23 protein-coding genes and 1 pseudogene are annotated in these 19,593 nt (G+C 70.8%); 11 read left to right on the top strand and 13 right to left on the bottom strand.

Going from position 1 to position 19,593, the window contains the following annotated elements; all coding sequences use genetic code 11:
• Positions 1-45: 45 nt before the first annotated feature.
• The 5 genes from EDD29_RS40160 (at position 46) to EDD29_RS40140 (ending at position 4,228) form a co-directional block, all read left to right on the top strand.
• Entirely contained in the window at positions 46-1,041 is a 996-nt protein-coding gene (locus EDD29_RS40160; RefSeq protein WP_123669388.1) for a hypothetical protein, read from the top strand.
• A gap of 93 nt (positions 1,042-1,134) precedes the next feature.
• A complete protein-coding gene (locus EDD29_RS40155; protein ID WP_123669387.1) occupies positions 1,135-1,776 on the top strand; it encodes a hypothetical protein in 642 nt (213 codons plus the stop codon).
• Between the two features lie 69 nt (positions 1,777-1,845).
• Positions 1,846-2,790 (top strand): aliphatic sulfonate ABC transporter substrate-binding protein, encoded by a 945-nt coding sequence (locus EDD29_RS40150; RefSeq protein ID WP_123669386.1) that lies wholly within the window; start codon positions 1,846-1,848, stop codon positions 2,788-2,790.
• Complete coding sequence (locus tag EDD29_RS40145; RefSeq protein WP_123669385.1) at positions 2,790-3,542, top strand: ABC transporter permease; 753 nt, start codon at positions 2,790-2,792, stop codon at positions 3,540-3,542. The genes EDD29_RS40150 and EDD29_RS40145 overlap by 1 nt, the downstream gene beginning before the upstream one ends.
• The gene (locus EDD29_RS40140) at positions 3,515-4,228 is read left to right on the top strand and encodes an ABC transporter ATP-binding protein (RefSeq protein WP_123669384.1); all 714 of its coding nucleotides are present in this window, start codon (positions 3,515-3,517) and stop codon (positions 4,226-4,228) included. Before EDD29_RS40145 ends, EDD29_RS40140 begins: the two co-directional genes overlap by 28 nt.
• Positions 4,229-4,242: 14 nt before the next feature.
• Here the strand turns inward: EDD29_RS40140 and EDD29_RS40135 are convergent, their stop codons facing one another.
• Positions 4,243-5,079 carry a ribonuclease HI gene (locus tag EDD29_RS40135; RefSeq protein WP_148086252.1) on the bottom strand — a complete coding sequence of 279 codons (837 nt, stop codon included), beginning with the start codon at positions 5,077-5,079 and terminating at the stop codon, positions 4,243-4,245.
• A gap of 238 nt (positions 5,080-5,317) precedes the next feature.
• Here EDD29_RS40135 and EDD29_RS40130 point away from each other — a divergent pair, with 238 nt between their 5' ends.
• Positions 5,318-6,280 carry a hypothetical protein gene (locus EDD29_RS40130; protein ID WP_148086251.1) on the top strand — a complete coding sequence of 321 codons (963 nt, stop codon included), beginning with the start codon at positions 5,318-5,320 and terminating at the stop codon, positions 6,278-6,280.
• Positions 6,281-6,313: 33 nt separating this feature from the next.
• Here the strand turns inward: EDD29_RS40130 and EDD29_RS40125 are convergent, their stop codons facing one another.
• The 3 genes from EDD29_RS40125 to EDD29_RS40115 form a co-directional block, all read right to left on the bottom strand.
• Positions 6,314-6,493, bottom strand: coding sequence for a hypothetical protein (locus EDD29_RS40125; protein WP_123669381.1), 180 nt, complete (start codon positions 6,491-6,493; stop codon positions 6,314-6,316).
• A 123-nt stretch (positions 6,494-6,616) separates the two neighbouring features.
• Positions 6,617-7,159, bottom strand: coding sequence for a signal peptidase I (gene lepB, locus EDD29_RS40120; protein WP_123669380.1), 543 nt, complete (start codon positions 7,157-7,159; stop codon positions 6,617-6,619).
• A gap of 45 nt (positions 7,160-7,204) precedes the next feature.
• Positions 7,205-8,173: a DUF2786 domain-containing protein gene (locus EDD29_RS40115; protein ID WP_246053251.1), complete on the bottom strand. Its 969-nt coding sequence runs from the start codon at positions 8,171-8,173 to the stop codon at positions 7,205-7,207.
• 119 nt (positions 8,174-8,292) lie between these two features.
• Here EDD29_RS40115 and EDD29_RS40110 point away from each other — a divergent pair, with 119 nt between their 5' ends.
• Positions 8,293-8,826, top strand: coding sequence for a hypothetical protein (locus EDD29_RS40110; protein ID WP_148086250.1), 534 nt, complete (start codon positions 8,293-8,295; stop codon positions 8,824-8,826).
• Between the two features lie 121 nt (positions 8,827-8,947).
• Here EDD29_RS40110 and EDD29_RS40105 read toward each other — a convergent pair whose 3' ends face one another.
• Genes EDD29_RS40105 through EDD29_RS40095 form a run of 3 tightly spaced genes read right to left on the bottom strand, consistent with a single transcriptional unit; the run spans position 8,948 to position 10,353 of the window.
• The gene (locus EDD29_RS40105; protein WP_123669378.1) at positions 8,948-9,256 is read right to left on the bottom strand and encodes a hypothetical protein; all 309 of its coding nucleotides are present in this window, start codon (positions 9,254-9,256) and stop codon (positions 8,948-8,950) included.
• Positions 9,249-9,944: a DUF2786 domain-containing protein gene (locus EDD29_RS40100; RefSeq protein ID WP_123669377.1), complete on the bottom strand. Its 696-nt coding sequence runs from the start codon at positions 9,942-9,944 to the stop codon at positions 9,249-9,251. The genes EDD29_RS40105 and EDD29_RS40100 overlap by 8 nt, the downstream gene beginning before the upstream one ends.
• 40 nt (positions 9,945-9,984) lie before the next feature.
• Positions 9,985-10,353, bottom strand: coding sequence for a hypothetical protein (locus EDD29_RS40095; RefSeq protein ID WP_123669376.1), 369 nt, complete (start codon positions 10,351-10,353; stop codon positions 9,985-9,987).
• A 137-nt stretch (positions 10,354-10,490) separates the two neighbouring features.
• Here EDD29_RS40095 and EDD29_RS40090 point away from each other — a divergent pair, with 137 nt between their 5' ends.
• The gene (locus EDD29_RS40090) at positions 10,491-10,964 is read left to right on the top strand and encodes a pyridoxamine 5'-phosphate oxidase family protein (protein ID WP_246053250.1); all 474 of its coding nucleotides are present in this window, start codon (positions 10,491-10,493) and stop codon (positions 10,962-10,964) included.
• Between the two features lie 239 nt (positions 10,965-11,203).
• Positions 11,204-12,265: pseudogene (gene rho / locus EDD29_RS40085) on the top strand (transcription termination factor Rho); the annotation flags it as partial.
• A 52-nt stretch (positions 12,266-12,317) separates the two neighbouring features.
• Here the strand turns inward: rho and recQ are convergent.
• Complete coding sequence (gene recQ, locus EDD29_RS40080; protein ID WP_123669374.1) at positions 12,318-14,144, bottom strand: DNA helicase RecQ; 1,827 nt, start codon at positions 14,142-14,144, stop codon at positions 12,318-12,320.
• Between the two features lie 55 nt (positions 14,145-14,199).
• Positions 14,200-14,409, bottom strand: a complete 210-nt coding sequence (locus EDD29_RS40075) for an EF-hand domain-containing protein (RefSeq protein WP_123669373.1) — start codon at positions 14,407-14,409, stop codon at positions 14,200-14,202.
• Positions 14,410-14,506: 97 nt separating this feature from the next.
• On the opposite strand from EDD29_RS40075, the gene EDD29_RS40070 reads away from it, so the two are divergent.
• Complete coding sequence (locus EDD29_RS40070; RefSeq protein ID WP_123669372.1) at positions 14,507-15,907, top strand: bifunctional phosphatase PAP2/diacylglycerol kinase family protein; 1,401 nt, start codon at positions 14,507-14,509, stop codon at positions 15,905-15,907.
• Positions 15,908-15,934: 27 nt separating this feature from the next.
• On the opposite strand, the gene EDD29_RS40065 is transcribed toward EDD29_RS40070, so the two are convergent.
• Genes EDD29_RS40065 through EDD29_RS40050 form a run of 4 tightly spaced genes read right to left on the bottom strand, consistent with a single transcriptional unit; the run spans position 15,935 to position 18,404 of the window.
• Positions 15,935-16,447: a copper resistance CopC family protein gene (locus tag EDD29_RS40065; protein ID WP_123669371.1), complete on the bottom strand. Its 513-nt coding sequence runs from the start codon at positions 16,445-16,447 to the stop codon at positions 15,935-15,937.
• A complete protein-coding gene (locus tag EDD29_RS40060; RefSeq protein ID WP_123669370.1) occupies positions 16,444-17,154 on the bottom strand; it encodes a YcnI family copper-binding membrane protein in 711 nt (236 codons plus the stop codon). The genes EDD29_RS40065 and EDD29_RS40060 overlap by 4 nt, the downstream gene beginning before the upstream one ends.
• A 39-nt stretch (positions 17,155-17,193) precedes the next feature.
• A complete protein-coding gene (locus EDD29_RS40055; protein ID WP_123669369.1) occupies positions 17,194-17,724 on the bottom strand; it encodes an MFS transporter in 531 nt (176 codons plus the stop codon).
• A 41-nt stretch (positions 17,725-17,765) separates the two neighbouring features.
• Positions 17,766-18,404, bottom strand: coding sequence for a TetR/AcrR family transcriptional regulator (locus EDD29_RS40050; protein WP_170201753.1), 639 nt, complete (start codon positions 18,402-18,404; stop codon positions 17,766-17,768).
• A gap of 197 nt (positions 18,405-18,601) precedes the next feature.
• Between EDD29_RS40050 and EDD29_RS40045 the strand changes: the two genes are divergently transcribed.
• Positions 18,602-19,561: a pirin family protein gene (locus EDD29_RS40045; RefSeq protein ID WP_123669367.1), complete on the top strand. Its 960-nt coding sequence runs from the start codon at positions 18,602-18,604 to the stop codon at positions 19,559-19,561.
• Positions 19,562-19,593 lie beyond the last annotated feature (32 nt).

The raw sequence follows: 19,593 nt of genomic DNA, 5'->3' as shown, positions 1-19,593 counted from the left end.
GTGCTCGAACGGCGCCCAGCATTCGCCGTCTTCCGGGGAGCCGTCATGTTGCTGCGTGCCTGCCGGTCGCTCGCCGAGGCCGCGCGGGAGGGTGCGCCGGACTTCAGGGAGCGGCTGGAGGGGGTCATGCCCCTGGCCGCCGCCGCGCCGAAAGACGAGCTGACGGCGGCCGCGAACCTGCTCGTCGACACCGCGGCCGAGGTCCTGCCGGAGCGCGGCGGCTGGCTCGCGGCACTCGCGGGGGCGCTGGCAGGGCGCGGCGCGGACGCCGACGGCATCCCCCTGGTGGCGCGGCTCGGCGGGGTGGCCGCGGGCGCGATGGCGTTCGCCGAGGCCTGGGACGGCCGCCCGCCGCCCGCCGCGGCGGGGCCCGCGCCGCGGATCTGGGAGCGGACACGGGCCCTCATGGGCGACCGGGCGATGATCTCGATGCAGTGCTGGTACGCGCTGCCGCGGTTCGCACAGGGCGCGCTGGCGCTGCTGCTGCACTCCCCGGCGACCCGGGCCGCGGTCGCCGACTTCGACGAGGCGGTGGACCGGGCGGTCGTCCACTGCGACGCGCTGCGCGACGTGCAGGAGCTGCGCCGGGTGCTGGACGGCGAGTCGCTGCTGGTGCTGCACCGGCCCTCCCGGCGTGGCTGGACGGTGACGATGCGCGGCGTCACGGACAATTTCCAGCTCCACACGCTGCTCGCGGGGCTGCTCGTGGGCGTCGAGATGCCCGGGCGGGCGCCACACCCCGGCTGGGTCGCCGCGTTCGGCGACGCCGACTCGGCGCCGGCACTGCCGCCCGTCGAGGGGTGGTGGGACTTGGCCGACGCGCACGGCGAGACGGTCTGGAACGAGGGGGTCCCGGCCGACATCCCGCTGCTCGGCGACACCCGCGTGCTGGTGCTCGACCCCCCGTCGCGGCAGCGGACGTGGGAGGCGGGCCGCCGCCATCCGGAGGTGTCGGGCCTGCTGGAGCTCGAGGCGGCCTACCACCCGGACGATCTCCTCGCGTGGTGGCCGGCGCTGAAGCCGCCCACGGGCGGGGGCTAGACGCGTAGGGATGGGGGCTTGCCTGCGGAGACCGCGGCCACCTAGGGTCCCGATGGATACGCCGTTTCTCTTAAGGAAACATGGGGTTGATCCATGGTCTCCGTCCTCATGGCCGTCGTTTGTCTCTGCCTCCTTGGCCTCGCCGTCGAGGCGGCACGTACGCGTACCCCTGTCGGCATCGCCCTCGCCGTCCTCACTGTGGGACTCGCCTATGACAACGGGGCGATCGCCGTAGGGTCCGTCCTCGGATTCGGTGACGCACTCGAGGCCGTCAACGTCCCGCGGTACTGGATCCACGCCCTGTTCACGCCGCTACTCGTCGTCATCGGCGCCCTTCTCGCGCGCCGGCTGGGCGTCTCGGTCGGCACGCCGGTGCTCGCGGGCGCGGGGGTCCTCGCGGCCGTCCTGGTCGTGCTGGGCCTCGTCACCGAGGCGTTCGGGCTGCACCTGAAGCCCGAGACCTACGCCGACGCCCTGCGCTATGTCCACGCCGAGCCGGGCGGCCCGCCGATGGCCGCGATCGCCACGATCATCGTGCTCGGTGTCATCGGCGCCGTCGTCTGGCGAAAGGCCGGCGTTCCGTGGCTGTTCGCGGGCGCGGTGACGATGTTCGTCGCGGCGGGGGTCGGGTTCGCCCACTTCTGGATCAGCAACCTCGGCGAGCTCGTGCTCCAGACCGGAATCGTCGCGACCTTGGTCGGTTCGACAAGGGCGTTGCCCGTCAAAACCCACTAAACCTATACAAACGGTAGGTTATACAGGTAGGCTGCGGCGCAATTGCAGCGTTCCCACAAGGAGCCCCCCATGCGCCGCCGCCTCACCGTCGTCTTCGGCGTGCTCGCCCTTCTGGGCAGCCTCACCACCGCCTGTGGAGGAGGTGAGGAGACGGAAGCAGGCGCCGCGCAGCTGAAGATCGGTTATCAGAGATTCGGCGGCCAGAGCCTCGTCAAGGCCAAGGGCGAAGCCGCGGACGCCCAGTGGTCGCTGTTCGAGAGCGGCCCCGCGCTCACCGAGGCGCTCAAGGCGGGCGCGATCGACATCGGCCAGACGGGCGAGGCCCCGCCGATCTTCGCGGCCGCCGCGCAGACCGACTTCAAGATCATCGCAACCTCGGAGCCGGTCCCGCAGGGCGAGGCGGTCCTCGTCAAGGAGAAGAGCGGCTACAAGTCCTTCAAGGACCTCAAGGGCAAGAAGGTCGCTCTCAACAAGGGCTCGAACGTCAACTGGCTCCTGGTGAAGCTCCTGGAAGCCAACGGGATGAAGATCGAGGACATCCAGGTCCAGTACCTCAAGCCCGCCGAGGCCCGGCCCGCCTTCGACAACGACCAGGTGGACGCCTGGATCATCTGGGACCCGTACTTCTCCCTCGCCCAGTACGAGGGCGTGCAGGTCCTCGCCGACGCGACCGGACTCGCCAACAACCGCGAGTACCTGCTCGTCTCGCCCAAGGCGCTCGAGGAGAAGGGCGACCTGATCCGCGAGTACGTGAAGAGCTACCGCGAGGTCACCGACTGGGGCATCGCCAACCCGGACGAGCGGGTCAAGCTGATCGCACCGGAGCTCAAGCTCGAAGAGCCCGTGGCCGCCCGCGCGCTTGAGCGCAGCGCCAAGGCGCTCGCCCCCGTGACCCCCGCGATCGGCGACGAGATCCAGGAGATCGCCGACGGGTTCGCCGCGCTCGGGCTCATCCCGGCGAAGGTCGACATCAAGTCGCGGATCGACGACCGCTTCACGGACCTCTTGCAGTGATGAAGGCGCGACGACTGATCACGCCGATCGTGCTCGTCGCCGTGTGGGAGGGCGCCTCGCGCGTAGGCGTCCTCCCGCACGAGAAGCTGTCCCCGCCGAGCGCGGTGCTCTCGGCGGCGTGGCGGCTCTCCCTGGACGGCACGCTCGGCATGCACCTGATGGAGTCACTCCAGCGCGCTTTCACCGGCCTGCTCATCGGCGGTGTGCTCGCGCTCGTCCTCGGCTCCGTCGCCGGGCTGCTGCGGATCGGCGACGACCTCGTCGACCCGGTCGTCCAGGCGGCCCGGATGCTGCCCCACCTCGGCCTCGTGCCGCTGCTCATCATCTGGGTGGGCATCGGTGAGTCGCTCAAGGTGTCCCTCGTGGCGCTCGGCGCGTTCTTCCCGATCTACCTCAACACCTACGCGGGCATCCGCGACATCGACGAACGGCTCGTGGAGGCCGCCCGTACCTGCGGGCTCAACGCCTTCGAGCGGGTCAGGCACGTCATCCTGCCGGGGGCGATGCCTTCGCTGTTCCTCGGGCTGCGGCTGGCGTTCGCGGCCGGGTGGCTGAGCCTCGTCGTCGGCGAGCAGGTCAACGGGGTCAGCGGCATCGGCTTCATGATGATGGAGGCCCGCGACTTCAGCCAGACGGAGATCGTGGTGCTCGGCCTGCTCGTGTACGCGGCGCTCGGCCTGGTCTCGGACTTCCTGCTGCGCACCGCGGAAAGGAGGGCCCTCGCATGGAGGCGCGGTCTTCAGGCGTCGTAGCGGCGACCGGGGTGCGGCGCACCTTCGGGAAGTCCGTCGTGCTCGACGGGGTCGACCTGTTCGTGGAGCCGGGCGAGATCGTCGCCCTGCTCGGCGCGAGCGGCTCGGGGAAGAGCACCCTTCTGCGGGTGCTGGCAGGGCTCGACGAGGATGCCGAAGGCGAGGTCCGGACGTCGGGGTCTAAGGCCGTGGTGTTCCAGGAGCACCGCCTTCTGCCGTGGAAACGGGTCGCCGACAATGTGGCCCTCGGCGTGCGGGGCAAGGACGCCAAGCAGCGGACCGCCAAGGCGCTTGAGGAGGTCGGCCTGGACGACCGTGGGAGGGCGTGGCCCTCGGAGCTGTCCGGCGGGCAGTCCCAGCGCGTGGCGTTCGCGCGCGCGCTGGTACGCGAGCCCGAACTGCTCCTCCTCGACGAGCCCTTCGGCGCGTTGGACGCGCTCACCCGTCTGAAGATGCAGGCGCTGTTCGCAAGGCTGCACGAGGCCCACGGCTTCGCCGCCCTGCTCGTCACGCACGACGTGGACGAGGCGCTGCTGCTCGCCGACAGGCTCCTCGTCCTTGACGGAGGACGGATAGCCGAGGAGATCAAGGTGGACCTCGGCCATCCGCGATCGGTCGACATGGACGGTTTCGCGACCCTCCGCCGTCGGCTGCTGGACCTGCTGCACGTGCCGACCGAGACCTGAGGCCGCGGGTGGGCTCAGGCCGAGAGCCGGGGCTCGCTCCAACTGCGCAGGAACGAGTCCACGAGGCCGGCCGAGCGCTCCTCGGCCTCGTGGACGCCCAGCGCGCCGGCCGCGTGCCGCCGTCCGATGGACGCCAGGGCGTCGGCCGCCTCGTTGAGCAGATGCCCGCTGTGCGCTTTGACGTGCTCGAAGCGCAGCTCCGGGCTGCGCGCGAGCAGCCGGGCGAGGGGCGGCAGGTCGGGGGCCGAGCACCCGCCCGGCAGCGCCCGCGTCTCGCCGCGCCGCCACCTGCGCAGGAGGTCGAGCGCGCCGCGGCTGTCCACGAGGACCGTCATCGGGGTGCCGGGCGGCACTTCGGCGAGCAGCAGCCCGACCGCGCGCAACTCGGTGACGAGGATCTTCGACGGCCCGGCCGGGTCCTGCGGCACCGTCGGCCGGCCGCCGAATCCCCAGCGGCCGTCGGTGGTGAGGAAGCCGGTCCCGCCGCACCCGTCCTTCCAGGACGCGTCCGTGGCGGCCACCAGCGGGCGCGTCCCGGCCCAGCGGCCGATCCGGCCGGTCAGCTGCGCCGGACGCTTCTTGGGGGCCGTACGGGGCTTCTGGGCCGTCACGGACACGGGATGGGTGTGCTCCTCGACCGGGAGGATCCGCTCGGCGAGGGAGAGGACCGCCGCGGCCTCGCCGGGAGCGCCCGCCGCGGCGGATCTCAGCGCCAGCCGGGTGAGGACGCCGACGCGCACGCACCCTTCGCACTCCAGGCTGACGAGGACATAGCGCTGGAGGCGGCCGACCCGAGTCTGGAGGTCGGCCGGCAGCGCCTGGTAGACGGCGCGGAACTCTGCGGGGGACATGCGGGGGGACAGCGCGAACACCTCCCTGCGGGGTGCGCACTGGATGTGCGCAGTGCGGGATCACCGGTCATAGAAGTGACGCGCGGACCCGCCGCAAGGTTCACCATTGTCACGACGCCGGGCGAACGGCACTATTGCCCGCATGTTCACGCCGGTCTCCCTCAATGCACTGACCAGAGGAAAGCCGGGTCGCGAGACTCCGAGCGACCTCCGGGATTTTCTCTTTCGTTCTTGGATAGTGGCCTTCGCCCTGAAAATGGTGGGTTCGTCCTGGGATGTCTCCTGGCACTTCAAATGGCTGCGCGACGACTTCGCACCCCCGCACCTGCTGAACAGCGCGGGGACCCTCCTCGCGCTGGCCCTCGTCGGCGTGCACTTCTACACGGGTTACGGACTCGACAGGATCTCTCAGCGGTTCGTCGAGATCGGCACGGCGGTCTTCATGATCGCGATTCCGATCGACGTGCTGAACCACCGCGTCAACGGCCTCGACATCACCGCGTGGAGCCCGTCCCACGCCCTGCTCTACATCGGCACCGCGCTGATGCTCATCGGCGTGATCCGCGCTTCGTCGGGGGTCATGCGCGCGGTCTTCTTCGCGTTCTTCCTGGAGAACTGGCAGTTCCCCGCGCTGCACCAGGAATACGGCGTCTATGCCCTGAAGTCCTGGTTCGCGGGGGACCCCGAGGCCGAGCCGAGCCTTCTGGCGTTCGCGGCCGACCAGATGGGCCGTCCGGTGGACGACACCATGGTCCAGCAGTTCGCCCAGCCCGTCTCGTCCTGGGTCTACCCCCTGTGGACGGCCGCGGGCGTCATGCTCGTCCTGGTCCTCGCGCGCCGCTTCACCGGACTGCGCTGGACGGCCACGGGCATCGCGGCCGCGTACGTCGCCTACCGGGCCGTGACGGGTCTGCTGCTCGACGCCGCGGGGTTCCCGCAGTCCGTGTGGCCGGTCTTCCTCATCGCCGGGGCCGTCGCCATCGACCTCACCTTCCGGTACCTGCCTCAGCTGCCCGTCGTCGGCGCCTTCCTCACGGTCGGCGCCGCCTACTGCGGGCTGACGGTCCAGGGCTGGGTCTGGGACGCGCCCCCGAACGAACTCGTCGCCTGGCCGGTCGCCGCGGTGCTCCTCGCCGCGGGCTGGTGGGCGCTCGCCCGGTTCTTCCCCGAACCCGCCGGGGAGCCTCAGCCGGTGTCTTGAGCACTCTCCCCCGGGTGGCGTCCCTTGGGGGCGTCACCCGATGAGCCACCCGGCGACCGTGAGCAGCCCGACGAGGAAGACGAACACGGTGGCGGCCCGGAGGGCGGCGCGCACCAGGCCGAGAAGGGCGCGGCCGACGAGGAGGAAGAGGGTGACGGTGACGGCGAGTTCTTGAGGGGTGGGGACCTGGACGTGCGCGATGAGGTCGGCCATCGGAGGCGGCTCCTTCCGGATCACCTTCCATGGCACGCGATCACGCCGAAGGGGTCCGTGGCACCTGACGCTCCGGGCACGTGCCCTTGGACACCGTCACCGGCCCGGGCCGCGAGCGGCCGATCAGAGCCAGTCCCAGCGGGTCACCGGCCAGATGATCATCCGGGCGTGGCCGACGACGGAGTCGACCGGCACGAACCCGTGGTCGCGAGAGTCCGAGGAGCCGGACCTGTGGTCGCCCATCACCCAGAGCATCCCCTCGGGAACGGTCACCTTGTCGAACGCGCGGTGGTCGTCCTGGTAGAGATAGGGCTCGTCGATGGCCTTGCCGTCCACGGAGACCTTGCCGTCGTCACAGCACTCGACGGTCTGGCCGGCGGTGGCGATGACCCGCTTGATCAGGTCCTCCTTGGGCCAGTTGCCCGTCCCGTGGAAGACGACGATGTCGCCCTGGTCGGGGTCGGAGACCAGGTAGCTGACCTTCTCGACGATCACCCGGTCGCGGGTGCAGCCCTCACAGCCGTGCAGGGTGCGCTCCATGGAGCCGGACGGGATGTAGAACGTCTGGAGGACGAAGGTCCGGATCAGCAGCGCCAGAACGACCGCGGTCACCGCGAGGAAAGGCAGTTCTTTGAAGAAGGACCTGTCGGTCGAGGCAGACGTCACGCGGTCACCCTAGATCGTATGGCGGTAACGGGCACATAAAAGCGGTCAGCTCAGGTCGGCCTCACGGGCTGCCCTTCTGCCCTCGGCCCACCCCGCGGCGTCACGGACGCGCCGTGACCTTACAGAGGTGAGTTCCGGGAAGAGCCTATCCACAGCCTTGTCCACCGCTTCATCCCGCCGGGACAGGACGGGCAGCAGATCCGTCTCCGCGGCGGTCTCCGCCTCGGCCGCGGCGAGCAGGCGCTCGCCGATGTGGTGGGCGAACGAGGTGAGGAAGCTCTCCCGAAAGGCCCGCCGCGAACCGTTCTTGGGCATCGCGGCGTCGGCCTGCACGAGCAGCGACGTGTAGAGCAGTTCGACCGCGTCGAGATCGGCGGGGAACCCGAGGATCGTCGCGAACCCCAGCTCCGAATGCCAGACCGACCGGCAGCGGTTGGCCTCGGCGACCACATGGAGCAGGGTCGCCTTCGCCTCCTCGTAGGGGCCGTCGACCCCGAGGCGGACGCCGGTGGGTGCGTCGTCGGGGGCGTCCAGCGCGGCCCGGTCGAGGCTGTGCCGGGTCATCAGCGTCTGCGCCCGCGCGACGAGCGCCTCGGCCTCGGCGGGGAAGCCCGTGGACTCGGCCTTGGCGAGCAGCGCCCGGATCCGGCCGAGCGCCGGATGGTCGGGGCGCGCCGACCTGCTCAGCACCGCGATGCGCGGCAGCCGCGCCAGCGTGCACAGCACCTCGACCACCCGCCCGACGGCGTCCAGCCTGTCGCGCGGGCCGAGCGAGGCCGCGCCGAGCACCGCGGCGTGCGCGGGGGAGCGGAACCGGGTCAGGTGCCGCCGCAGGTCCTCCTCGGTCCAGCCGCGGCCCGCCGCGGCCTCCCGGGCGCGCGCCAGCGCGGCGAGCAGCATGCCGTCCGCCGCGGGGGACGCGGCGAGAAGGGCCGTCGCGGAGTCCCAGGCGCGCAGATCACCGCTGAACTGGGCCTCCATCGCGGCGGTGACCAACGCTTCGGGATCGTTCACCCGCCCATCGTCCCATTCCCCTTCTCTGCCGAATCGCTTTGCTCTATGGTGCCCCGGAATGTCGGCTCCATTGAGGGGAAAGTCACATGCGTGCAATCGCGGTGCTCAGTGTGTTCGCTATGGGATGTGCGGGTGCCGCGGTGGTCGGCGCCCCCGCCTCGGCCGCGGCCAAGTGCTGGACGGGGAAGTGGACCGTCACCTCGGCGTCCGCCGAGATCAAGACGGCGGACCTCGAGTTCAGCCTGAACGGCGGCAAGGGCATCAAGCTGGCCCTCGCCAAGACCGGTAAGGCCACCTACACCTTCACCGGCTCCAAGCCGCTGACCGGCTCGGGCAAGGTCAAGGGGGTGCCCACGAAGGCGACCCTCACCCTGACCAAGACGCTGCTGATGAGCAACACCTTCGGCGGCTCGGCCAAGGGCACCATCAAGGGCAAGCCGAAGTCCGCGAAGGGCGACGCCCTGCTGACGGTCAAGGCCGGCCTGGTGACGCAGAAGCACAACGTCGCCAAGGCGGTCCGCACCGGCGGCGACCAGGGCGTGGTGCCCCGCGACGCCAAGTACACCTGCACGGCCAAGAAGCTGACGATCCGGCAGACCGTCAAGGACGGCGCGGACTACTCCAAGACCGTGTGGAACCTGCGCCGGGCCTGACCGCCCGGCAACAGGCGGGGCTCCCGGTTCTGGAGCCGCCCGCCCTGCTCGAGCCGACGCGACAGGCGGGCTCCCCGGTTCCCGAGGCCGCCTGCCGCCCCGCTTCGGCCGGCGCGGCGGTTCACTCGTCGATCGGCTCCAGCAGGCCCTCGGACTCGCTGATCTCCAGCATCGCCTCGACCGGGTCGATCTCCTCGATCCGGTCGACGAGCCCGAGGACCGCCTCGGGGCTGATCAGCCACCGCAGCGCCGAGGCGCCCGTCTCGTCCGCGGTGATCTGGTCGTGCTGCTCCTCGAACTCGGCGAGTTCGGGCTGGCGCAGCCGAAGGTCGGCCAGCGCCGTCTCCCGCAGGGAGGCGGTGTCGGTGACCTCCACGACGAGTTCCAGCGTCACCCGAAGGAAACGTTCGGTATCCGTTCGGTTACTCATGGTCCGATGCTAGTGCGGTGTGCCCCAGCGCCGCACGGTCGGCGGCGGCGCGGCCGTGGACCCAGCCGTCGGTGTTGGAGGCCCCGCCGCCGCGGAACCGCCGCAGCCTGGGAAAGCGCTCGGTGACCGATCGCTGGACCGCCGCGTCGCGCGAGGCGAGCACCAGGCCGAGGCCCGGCGCGTCGGTCGCGCCGACCGCCTGCTCGGCCGCCTCGCTCAGCCGCTCGCCGATCCGGAGCGCGTACGCCGAAAGGAACGCGTGCCGGAACGAGCGGGTGCGCGAGCGGCCGAGGCCGTCGGTCCGCGAACCGGCCCGGATCATCGCGGCGGTCGCCTGCACCAGCAGCGAGGTGAACAGCAGCTCGACGCCCGCCAGATCCTCGGCGTAACCCAGCAGGGTCGCCTCGCCGCGCTCGCGGTGCCAGACCGACCGGCAGCGGTTGGCCTCGGCGACCACGTGCAGCAGCGTCGCCTTCGGCGCCGCGTAAGGCTGGCCGACGGCGACGACCCGGGCCAGCGGCCCACGGCCGTCGCCGCCGTGCTCGGCCTCAAGAAGCGCCGTGTGCAGGTTGTGCCGTGCGATCAGCTCCTGCGCTCGCGCGGTGAGCGCCTCCGCCTCCCGGGGGAACTCGGTGGACTCGGCCTTCTGCAGCAGAGCCCGCACCTTCCCCAGCATCCGCTGGTCCATCTCCCCATTCGACCATCACGACCGGGGTGGTCGAGGCCGGTCAGCCGACACCGAACACCCCGAGTTTGACCAGCCGGGCCAGCACCGCGTTGCGGCCGCGGCCGAGCTCCGCGCACAGCTCCGCGATCTGGCGGCCCTCGCTGAGGCGGCCGAGCAGCCGGGCGTCCTCCTCCGGGGTCCACGGGAAGTACGCCTTCGGATGCCGGACGCGCAGCGCGGCGACCGAGCGGCGGGCCGGCAGATCGATCGCGCTCATCTCCCGGAACGGCACGTCGAGCACCAGCTCCTTGCGGCGCAGTACACGCAGCGCCGCCCCGCCGAACACGAGCCGGTCGGCGTCGACGTCGAGATCGCAGACGGACCCGCCGGCGTGCGGGCGGGGTTCCAGAAAACTCATCTTGATGTCCATGGGCACACTCTGCGTGATCTCTTTCAAGATCACTTAGCGGGCTGTGGATAACTTCCCGAGGCTCCGGGGGCTGGTGTGACGGAGGCCGCCGGACATACGCTTGACCGGCTTTACCGGAACGTGATTCGGGAGCCGTTGTGAGCAAGCGCGACAAGATCAGGATGTCCGGTGAGGAACTGGCCGACTTCCTGGCGAAGCAGGCCAAGGTCCAGATCGCCACGATCGGCAAGGACGGTGCCCCGCACCTGGTCACGATGTTCTACACGCTCTACGAGGGCAAGATCGCCTTCACCACCTACGGCAGTTCGCAGAAGATCGTGAACCTGCGCCGCAACCCCGTCATGACCTGCCTCGTCGAGGCCGGCGACGCCTACAACGAGCTGCGCGGCGCCACCCTCACCGGCCGGGCACGGGTCGTGGAAGACCGCGACGTGCTCCTCGCCGTAGGCACCGTCGTGGCTCACCGCATGGCCGGACTGCCCGTCCCCGGGGACCTGTCCACGGTCGACCCTGCGTTCGTCGAAGGTGTCGGCAAGGCGATGGCCAAGCGCGTCGCCGTCATCCTGGAGCCCACCAAGATCAGTTCCTGGGACCACGCGAAGATGGGTTGACAATCGGCCTCAACGCGTGTTTCCTTCGGGTGGAGGCAGAGCGCTTCTTGGCCGTGTCACGGCATGCCGCCTCCCTCTCTCCTTCTTTTCCCGGCACCACTTCCGCGCCTGCGGCCCGTGCCGATCCTCGCGCCCGGCAGTGATCCCGGCGCGACTCCCCGCCGCGCGCCGCTCCGGCGCGCCAGCCCCTTAGGGAAGCACGCATGACCGTCATCGAAGAAACGTCAGTGCGGAGCGCCGTCCCCGTCTCGGGAATCCTCTCCGCCAACAGCAAGAACGCACGACTGCGCGTCCGCGGCCTCGCCCCGTCGCCCGACGACGTCCAGGTCCCGCTCGCGCTCGTCCAGAAGTACGCGCTCCGCTCCGGCGACCAGGTCGCAGGCACCGCGCGTCCCCGCACCCGCGGCGGCCCCGCCGTCCTGGCGACCGTCGACGGCGGACGCCGCAGGCGCGTCCCGTTCGAGGACCTGACCCCGCTGTTCCCCACCGAACGGCTCACCCTCGGCCCGTCCCCCGCGGGCCGGATCATCGACCTGCTCGCACCGATCGGCAAAGGCCAGCGCGGCCTCATCGTCGCGCCGCCCAAGGCGGGCAAGACGATCATCCTCCAGGCGCTCGCCACCGCGATCGCCGCCAACCACCCCGAATGCGAACTGCTCATCCTGCTCGTCGACGAGCGCCCGGAAGAGGTCACCGACCTGCGGCGCAAGGTCCCCGGCGCGCAGATCTTCGCCTCCACCTTCGACCGCCCCGCCGCCGAGCACGTAGAACTCGCCGACCTCGCGGTGGAGCGCGCGAAGCGCATCGCCGAACGCGGCCGCGACGTGGTGATCCTGCTGGACTCCCTGACCCGGCTCGGGCGCGCGCACAACATCGAGTCGCCCTCGAACAGCCGGATCCTCGCCGGCGGCGTCGCCGCGGGCGCGCTCTACCCGCCGAAGAAGTTCTTCGGCGCCGCCCGCAACCTGGAGGAGGGCGGCTCCCTGACGATCCTCGCGACCGCGCTCGTCGAGACGGGCTCGCGTATGGACGAGGTCTTCTTCGAGGAGTTCAAGGGCACCGGGAACATGGAGCTGCGGCTGTCGCGCAAGCTCGCCGACCGGCGGATCTTCCCCGCGATCGACCTCGCGGCCTCCGGCACCCGCCGCGACGAACTGCTCCTGCCGCCCGCCGAGCTCGCCGCGTCCTGGAAGCTGCGCCGCATGCTCACCGCGCTGGACGAACAGCAGGCGATGACGCTGCTCCTCGACAAGATCAAGGAGACCCGCACCAACGCCGAGTTCCTCGCCCAGCTTCCCTGACGGCCCCGCCGGGCCGATCTCTCAAGGAACCGCGCGCCGGACGAGGGAAGTGCTACTCCTCCTCCGTGACGACCGCCAGGATCGCCTCTCCGTACTTGTTCAGCTTGTTCTCGCCCACCCCGGTGATCGTGCCCAGCTCGGCGAGGGAGGCCGGACGACGCGTCGCGACCTCGCGCAGCGTCGCGTCATGGAAGATCACATACGCCGGGACGCCCTGCTCCTTGGCCGTCGCCCCCCGCCACGCGCGCAGCCTCTCGAACAGCGGCTTGGCCTCGTCGGGAAGGTCCACCGCCACCGTCGACCTGGCCGCCTTCGCCGGCCTGGCCGCGCGCTCGGGCTCCCGCCGCATCGGCACCTGCCGCTCCTGCCGCAGCACGCCGCCGCTCGCCTCGGTGAGCACGAGGGTGCCGTAATCGCCCTCGACGCCCAGTAGGCCCTGCGCGAGCAGCTGCCGGACGACGCCGCGCCACTCGGTCTCGGTCAGCTCCGTGCCGATCCCGAAGACCTTCAGCGCGTCGTGGCCGTGCTGGCGGACCTTCTCGGTCTGCTTGCCGTGCAGGATGTCGATGATCTGGCCCGCGCCGAACTTCTGGTTCTTCTCGTTCTTCAGCCGCACGATGGCCGACAGGAGCTTCTGCGCCGCGATCGTGCCGTCCCAGGACTCCGGCGGCGCCACGCACGTGTCGCAGTTCCCGCAGGGCGCCGAGCCGCGCTGACCGAAGTAGGCGAGCAGCTGGCTTCGCCGGCATGTGACGGTCTCACACAGGGCGAGCATCGCGTCCAGGTGGATGGACTGCTGGCGGCGGAAGGCGAGATCGCCGTCGGAGGAGTCGATCATCTTGCGCTGCTGCACCACGTCGGCCAGGCCGTAGGCCATCCACGCGGTCGACGGCAGTCCGTCGCGGCCCGCGCGTCCGGTCTCCTGGTAGTAGCCCTCGATGGACTTCGGCAGGTCGAGGTGGGCCACCAGGCGCACGTCGGGCTTGTCGATGCCCATCCCGAACGCGATCGTGGCGACGACGGTCAGGCCGTCCTCGCGCAGGAAGCGCGACTGGTTCTCCGCGCGGATCCTGGCGTCGAGGCCTGCGTGGTACGGCACCGCGGGGACGCCGTTGGCGGCCAGGAACTCGGCGGTGCGCTCGACCGAGGCGCGCGACAGGCAATAGACGATCGCCGCGTCGCCCTGGTGCTCGGTGCGCAGCAACTCGAGGAGCTGCCGCTGCGGGTTGTTCTTCGCGACGATCCGGTACTGGATGTTGGGCCGGTCGAAGCTCGCCACGAAGTGCCGGGCCTCGGTGAGCCCGAGCCGCTCGGTGATCTCCGTGTGGGTGGCCTCGGTGGCCGTCGCGGTGAGCGCGATCCGCGGCACGTCCGGCCAGCGCTCGTGCAGCATCGACAGCAGCAGGTAGTCCCTGCGGAAGTCGTGGCCCCACTGGGACACGCAGTGCGCCTCGTCGATCGCGAAAAGGGCGACCTTGCCCTGCTCGAACAGCCGGATCGTGCCGTCGAGCTGGAGGCGTTCCGGCGCCAGGTACAGCAGGTCGAGATCACCGGCGACGAAGGCCTGCTCGACGTCCCTGCGCTCGGCGGGGCTCTGCGTGGAGTTCAGGAAGGCGGCCCGCACGCCGAGCGCGCGCAGGGCGTCCACCTGGTCCTGCATCAGGGCGATCAGTGGGGAGATCACCACACCGACGCCCGGGCGTACCAGGGCCGGTATCTGATAGCACAGCGACTTGCCGCCGCCGGTCGGCATGAGCACGAGTGCGTCGCCGCCGGCGACGACATGGTCGACGATCTCCTGCTGGCCTGGCCGGAAGGAGTCGTATCCGAAGACGCGCTTGAGCACGTCGGCCGCGTCCTGCGCGCCGGGGGAAGTCACCCGGCAAGTCTACGAATCCGGCGGCTCTCTCACGGCCGAACCTGTGGACAACGGATCAGAGGGCGTCGAGCATGGCCTGGAGTTCGTCGAGCGTGATGTAGCCGTCGTGGTTGATGTCGGCTCGCTCGAAGCGCTCCTGAGTCTCGGCCTTGCTCCAGGTCAGCCCGAGTTCGTCCAGCACGAGAGTGAAGCCGACCAGGTCGAGGCGGCCGTTGTCCTGGACATCGATCGTGCGGAATGCGGTGAGCAGGCTCTCGACTGTCAAAGTGGAGCTCCCTTCCTTGTCTAGATCGTCAGATCATGACACAGGCAGTGACGGGTCACACGGTAGAAAGGCACCACTGCCGGGGAATACGTGGCACATGGACCTGGCCGAAATCGATCACCGCGCGTTCGACAGAGTGGCCGCCGCGAAGCTGCGCGGCCTGGAATCGGTGCTTCCGCGCCTGTCCGCCCTGGCCGATCACGGCAAGCTGTGGTACCTCGTCGCGGCGGGTCTCGCGGTGACGGGACGCCCGTCGCTCCGGCGCGCCGCGACGCGCGGACTGATCGGGATCGCGCTCGCCAGTCCCGTGGTGAACATCGTCGGAAAACAGATATTCCGTCGGCGAAGGCCGATCATCGACAATGTTCCGCAGGTCAGACTGCATCGGATTCCGCGTTCCCCGTCGTTTCCGTCCGGGCACACCGCGTCCGCCGCCGCGTTCGCCGCGGGAGTCGCCATGGAGTCGCCGCGGCGCGCGGCCCTGCCCATCGCCGGGCTCGCCGCCGCCGTCGGGTTCAGCCGGGTCTACACCGGGGCGCACTACCCCGGCGACGTCCTGGCCGGTGCCGCTTCGGGGCTCGCGGCGGCCCTGGTGACACGACTGATCTGGCCGGTTTCGGTCCCGGCGGAAGTGGTGCCGCTGGACCGGACCGTCGAGGAGGTCACCCCGTCCGGGGAGGGCGTGGTGATCGTCGTGAACGGCGACGGGCTCGTCGAGGAGTACCTGCGCGGCGAGCTTCCCGGTGCGGCCTTCGAGTCCTCGGGCGAGCTGGAAGACAGACTGGAGAGGGCGGCGCGGAAGGCGAAGGTCCTCGCCGTCGGAGGGGGCGATGGCACGGTGGGAGCGGGTGCGGCGGCGGCTTTGAAGCACGACCTCCCTTTGCTCGTCCTCCCCGTCGGCACCCTCAACCACTTCTCTCGGTCGCTCGGCATAGAGACCGTCTCCGACGCCCTGAACGCCTACCGGAGCGGGAACCTGTCACGCGTCGACGTGGGCGCCGTGAACGGCGTGCCCTTCCTCAACAACGCGGGCTTCGGGATCTACCCGGACGTCGTGCGGCGGCGCGAGAAGCTGGAGCGCAGGTGGGGAAAGTGGCCCGCGCTGGCGGTCTCCACCGTACGGGCGCTGCGCCACACCGCCCCCGTCCGCACCTCCATCGACGGCGAAGGCCGCCGCGTCTGGCTGGCGTTCGTAGGCAACTGCGCGTACGGCTCGCACGGTACGGTCCCCACCACCCGGGGCCGCCTGGACGACGGACTCCTCGACGTCAGGGTGGTCTTCGCCCGGAGGCGGCTGGGCAAGCCGGGTGCCTTCGCCGCGGTGCTCACGGGGAGTTCCCGGCTCGGCTATGCGAAGTGGGCTGCCGAGTCCCTGCACGTCCTGCCTTCGGCGGACGACCTTCTGGTCTCCCATGACGGCGAGATCAGGGGCTCGACTTCGCCGATCGTCTTCGACAAGCACCCCAAGCGCCTTGCCGTGTTCGTGCCCGCCCCCTGAGGCGGAGGACGGGCACGAACAGAGAGGTCACTCCTCGTCGTTGCGGGAAGAGGCCCAGTAGAGGCCCCCTCCGACGAGGCCGAGAGCGAGCACACCGAGGACGATCCAGGTCCAGGGCCCGCTTCCCTCCTCTTCTTGCCGCGCGGAGGATGCGGCGGCCTGCGTGGCGCCCCCTTCGACGGTGAACGAGAACTCGCCCTCGATCGGGTGCCCGTCAGGCGACACGGCGCGCCAGGACACATGGTGAAGGCCGGGCTGCAAGGTCTTGCGCACGGGCACCGTCACCTTCTTGCCCTTCGACGCCGGCTTGCCGCCGAACTCCTTGCCGGCGGCGTCCGTGAGGACCGCCTGGGGCAGGATCACCGCGTCGGCGAAGGTGAGCACGACGCTCTTCGGCGCGGGCACGACCGACCCGTCCTCGGGCGCGGTGCCGGTCAGGCTCGTGTGCGCGCTCGCCGGAGCCGCCAGGGCGACGGGTCCGGCCACCGCGGCCGCCGCGAGGGCGACGGCCGCGGAAGCACGCGAGATGACGCCGATCACGCGCTGCGGCGTCCGCGGGCGAACCCGAGGCCGCCCAGGACGAGTCCGACGAGGCCCGCGGCGAGCCCGAGCCCGCCGAGCAGACGCGCGGTGCCGTCCTGTCCGCCGTCGGTGTCGGCGGCCTCCGGCGCCGCGGCCGAGACCGCCATGCCGCCGTGCGCGTCGGAGCCCTCGGCCGGGGCCGTCAGCTTGAGGACGGGCGCGGGGTGCTCGGGTTCCTCGGCGCCCTCTTCGGTGAGCTCGGTCCACTTGACGACCTCGCCGCTGGAGTAGGTCTGGTCGGCCTTGAAGACCAGCTCGTCGGTGGTCGTCGGCAGCGGGCCGAGGGTGACGTCGAACTCCTGGAACTGGCCGGCGTCGATCTTCCCGCCGGACCAGGTGATCTTCGAGACGGCTTCGGTGATCTCACCGCTGCCGGTGTCCACGGGCTTGGCGAGCTCGCTCTTGGGCGCCTCGACGGTCCAGCCGGGCACCGGCTTCACCGAGACGAACGCGATCGGGTACTCGGCGGGCAGCTCCACGACGAGCTTGGTCGTCGAGGCGTCGTCGCGCTCGTTGGGGACCCGGAAGGTGACCTTGGACCAGGAGCCCTGCTCGGCGGTGCCGGGCTGGACGCTGACGTGCGCGAGCGCGGGCGCCGACACCCCGGCGAGGGTGAGGGCGGTGATCCCGGCGACGAGGGCGGCTCGGCGGCTGTTCTTGGACATGCGTGTACTCCACGTGACTGACTCGGACGAACGATGACTTCAGCGGGCGAAGGCGGCGTTCGGAGGTCCGCGGAGGACGAGGCTGTGCCTCAGCAGGGCGGTCTTGGGACGTGCCTGCGGTTCGGGGTGGCCGGGCCGACCGGGCGCGACGGGCGCGGGCACCCGCGCGGGGATGAACAGGAGCGGCGGGACGAGCCGCCGGGCGAGCGCCCAGAAGGCGCGTTCACCGCGGCGGAGCCAGACGGCCGACAGCAGCGCGGCTGTGGCGTGCGCCGCCATCATGCGCCCGTTCACGGACCCGTCGGGGCCGGTGAGCGGGCTGTGGTGGTCGGTGGCGAGCAGGGAGTGCAGAGCGAACTGCCCGCCCAGCAGCGCGCCCAGGATGAGGGGAAGACCTCGCTCGTGCCCGGCCAGAAGATGGGCCACCCCGGTGACGCCGAGGAAGGCGGCGGCGATGGTCCACGGATCTATGGGGTCTCCGGACGCCGCCCAGTGGCCCGCGAGCGTCAGGCTCACGCAGACGGCCGCGAAGGCCGCCGCGCGGGCGAGACGGTAAGGAGCCTTGGTCAAGGGGGAGTCCGGGGTAGCCGAGAGCGAGCGAGGGCAGTCTTTCACACCGCTTTGCGCAGCAGCCCCTGGCGTGCGGCCGTCGCCGCCACCTCCGCGGCCCGCACGGTGTCGGCCTCTCCCACCGGTTCGCAGGAGATGTAGAGCCGGTAGTAAAGGGGTGCGGCGGCCTGCCGGATGACCTCCGCGGCGTCGGTGTCCTGGGGCACCTCGCCGCGTTTGACCGCCCGTTCGACGATCACCGCGCCGATCTCCGCGCGGGTGCGCAGGGTGGAGCTGGCGAAGGTGTCGCGGGCGGGGCCGTGCCCGAGCGCGGAGCCGATCAGCACGTCCATCCACGCGCGGTAGGGCGGGGTGTTGAAGAGCTCGACGATGGCGCGGGTCAGGGTGGACAGGTCGCCTTCCAGGGTCCCGGTGTCGGGGACCGAGAGGTTCTCCTCCATGACGGACTGCGCGGCGTCGGCGACGACGCCCTCGAGGCTCCCCCAGCGGCGGTAGATCGTGGACGGGGCCACGCCCGCCCGGATCGCGATCTTCTCCACCCCGGTGCTGGAATAGCCGACCTCGACCAGCTCGGTGAGCGCCGCCTGGAGGACGCTGCGCCTGGTCCGGGCGGTGCGGCCGCCGGGTCGGACCGTGCCAGGCCGTTGCCCGGCCACAGGGTGGGGATCGCGTTGTCGCATGGAGTCAAGCCTTCCGTCACGTCTGTCAGAAGGTAACGCAACGGCTGTCGCGTTTGTCACGCGGCCCCCGAAAACGCCGTCCATTCGTGACCAGCCGCTCATCTGGGACGTCTCGGGCACTGTCCTGCCGGGCGGAATATGTTTAAACTTCAATTAGTTGCAGCCGGTGGAACAGCTTCCGCCAGAAGGAGGACGACATGCCCGCCGTCACCGTGGAGAGCCCGCTCACCCTGCCCCGGGTGCCCGTGCCCGACGCCGCCACCGACACCCCGCGCCCTGTGCTCGGCGTCACGAACGCGCCGAGCGGACTCGAAGGTGAGGGCTTCCCTGTACGTCGCGCCTTCTCCGGAGTCCACATGCGGCACCTCGACCCGTTCATCATGATGGACCAGATGGGTGAGGTGGACTACGCGCCGGGAGAGCCCAAGGGCACCCCGTGGCACCCCCACCGCGGGTTCGAGACGGTCACCTACCTGATCGACGGGCAGTTCGACCACCAGGACTCCGCGGGAGGCGGCGGCAAGATCGGTCCCGGGGACACCCAGTGGATGACCGCCGGCTCCGGCCTCCTGCACATCGAGGCCCCGCCGGAGTCGCTCGTCATGAGCGGCGGCCTCTTCCACGGCCTCCAGCTCTGGGTCAACCTGCCCGCCAAGGACAAGATGATCCAGCCGCGCTACCAGGACATCAAGGGCGGCAACATCAAGCTGCTCACCACGCCCGACGGCGGTGCGGTGCTCCGCGTCATCGCGGGCGAGGTGGACGGGCACCACGGCCCCGGCATGACCCACACGCCCATCACGTTCATCCACGCGACGGTGAGCCCGGGCGCCGAGGTCACGCTGCCGTGGAACCCGTCGTACAACGCGCTCGCCTACGTGCTGTCCGGCCGGGGCACCGTCGGCACCGCCCACCGTCCGATCAAGGACGGGCAGCTCGCCGTCTACGGCAAGGGCTCCAGCATCACGCTGGCGGCCGCCGCCGAGCAGGAGGTGAACAAGCCCGACCTGGAGGTGGTGCTCCTCGGTGGCCTGCCCATCGGTGAGCCGGTGGCGCACTACGGCCCGTTCGTCATGAACACGCAGGCCGAGCTCCAGCAGGCGTTCGCGGACTTCCAGGCCGGACGGCTCGGCGTGGTCCCCGCCGACCGGATCTGACCCTCCGGCAGAAGGCGTGCTCCCACCCTTGG

It is taken from the genome of Actinocorallia herbida (genome assembly GCF_003751225.1).
In the GTDB taxonomy this organism is placed as follows: Bacteria; Actinomycetota; Actinomycetes; order Streptosporangiales; family Streptosporangiaceae; genus Actinocorallia; species Actinocorallia herbida.
The sequence above is the reverse complement of the archived record's forward strand: the minus strand, read 5'-3'. Positions and strand labels throughout refer to the sequence as shown.

What these genes read in the sequence shown, in the direction of transcription:
- EDD29_RS40160 (WP_123669388.1), top strand. Translation starts at nt 46, where the DNA reads ATGTTGCTGCGTGCCTGCCGGTCGCTCGCCGAGGCCGCGCGGGAGGGT.
- EDD29_RS40155 (WP_123669387.1), top strand. Translation starts at nt 1,135, where the DNA reads ATGGTCTCCGTCCTCATGGCCGTCGTTTGTCTCTGCCTCCTTGGCCTC.
- EDD29_RS40150 (WP_123669386.1), top strand. Translation starts at nt 1,846, where the DNA reads ATGCGCCGCCGCCTCACCGTCGTCTTCGGCGTGCTCGCCCTTCTGGGC.
- EDD29_RS40145 (WP_123669385.1), top strand. Translation starts at nt 2,790, where the DNA reads ATGAAGGCGCGACGACTGATCACGCCGATCGTGCTCGTCGCCGTGTGG.
- EDD29_RS40140 (WP_123669384.1), top strand. Translation starts at nt 3,515, where the DNA reads ATGGAGGCGCGGTCTTCAGGCGTCGTAGCGGCGACCGGGGTGCGGCGC.
- EDD29_RS40135 (WP_148086252.1), bottom strand. Translation starts at nt 5,079, where the DNA reads ATGTCCCCCGCAGAGTTCCGCGCCGTCTACCAGGCGCTGCCGGCCGAC.
- EDD29_RS40125 (WP_123669381.1), bottom strand. Translation starts at nt 6,493, where the DNA reads ATGGCCGACCTCATCGCGCACGTCCAGGTCCCCACCCCTCAAGAACTC.
- EDD29_RS40110 (WP_148086250.1), top strand. Translation starts at nt 8,293, where the DNA reads ATGGGATGTGCGGGTGCCGCGGTGGTCGGCGCCCCCGCCTCGGCCGCG.
- EDD29_RS40105 (WP_123669378.1), bottom strand. Translation starts at nt 9,256, where the DNA reads ATGAGTAACCGAACGGATACCGAACGTTTCCTTCGGGTGACGCTGGAA.
- EDD29_RS40100 (WP_123669377.1), bottom strand. Translation starts at nt 9,944, where the DNA reads ATGGACCAGCGGATGCTGGGGAAGGTGCGGGCTCTGCTGCAGAAGGCC.
- EDD29_RS40095 (WP_123669376.1), bottom strand. Translation starts at nt 10,353, where the DNA reads ATGGACATCAAGATGAGTTTTCTGGAACCCCGCCCGCACGCCGGCGGG.
- EDD29_RS40070 (WP_123669372.1), top strand. Translation starts at nt 14,507, where the DNA reads ATGGACCTGGCCGAAATCGATCACCGCGCGTTCGACAGAGTGGCCGCC.
- EDD29_RS40060 (WP_123669370.1), bottom strand. Translation starts at nt 17,154, where the DNA reads ATGTCCAAGAACAGCCGCCGAGCCGCCCTCGTCGCCGGGATCACCGCC.
- EDD29_RS40050 (WP_170201753.1), bottom strand. Translation starts at nt 18,404, where the DNA reads ATGCGACAACGCGATCCCCACCCTGTGGCCGGGCAACGGCCTGGCACG.
- EDD29_RS40045 (WP_123669367.1), top strand. Translation starts at nt 18,602, where the DNA reads ATGCCCGCCGTCACCGTGGAGAGCCCGCTCACCCTGCCCCGGGTGCCC.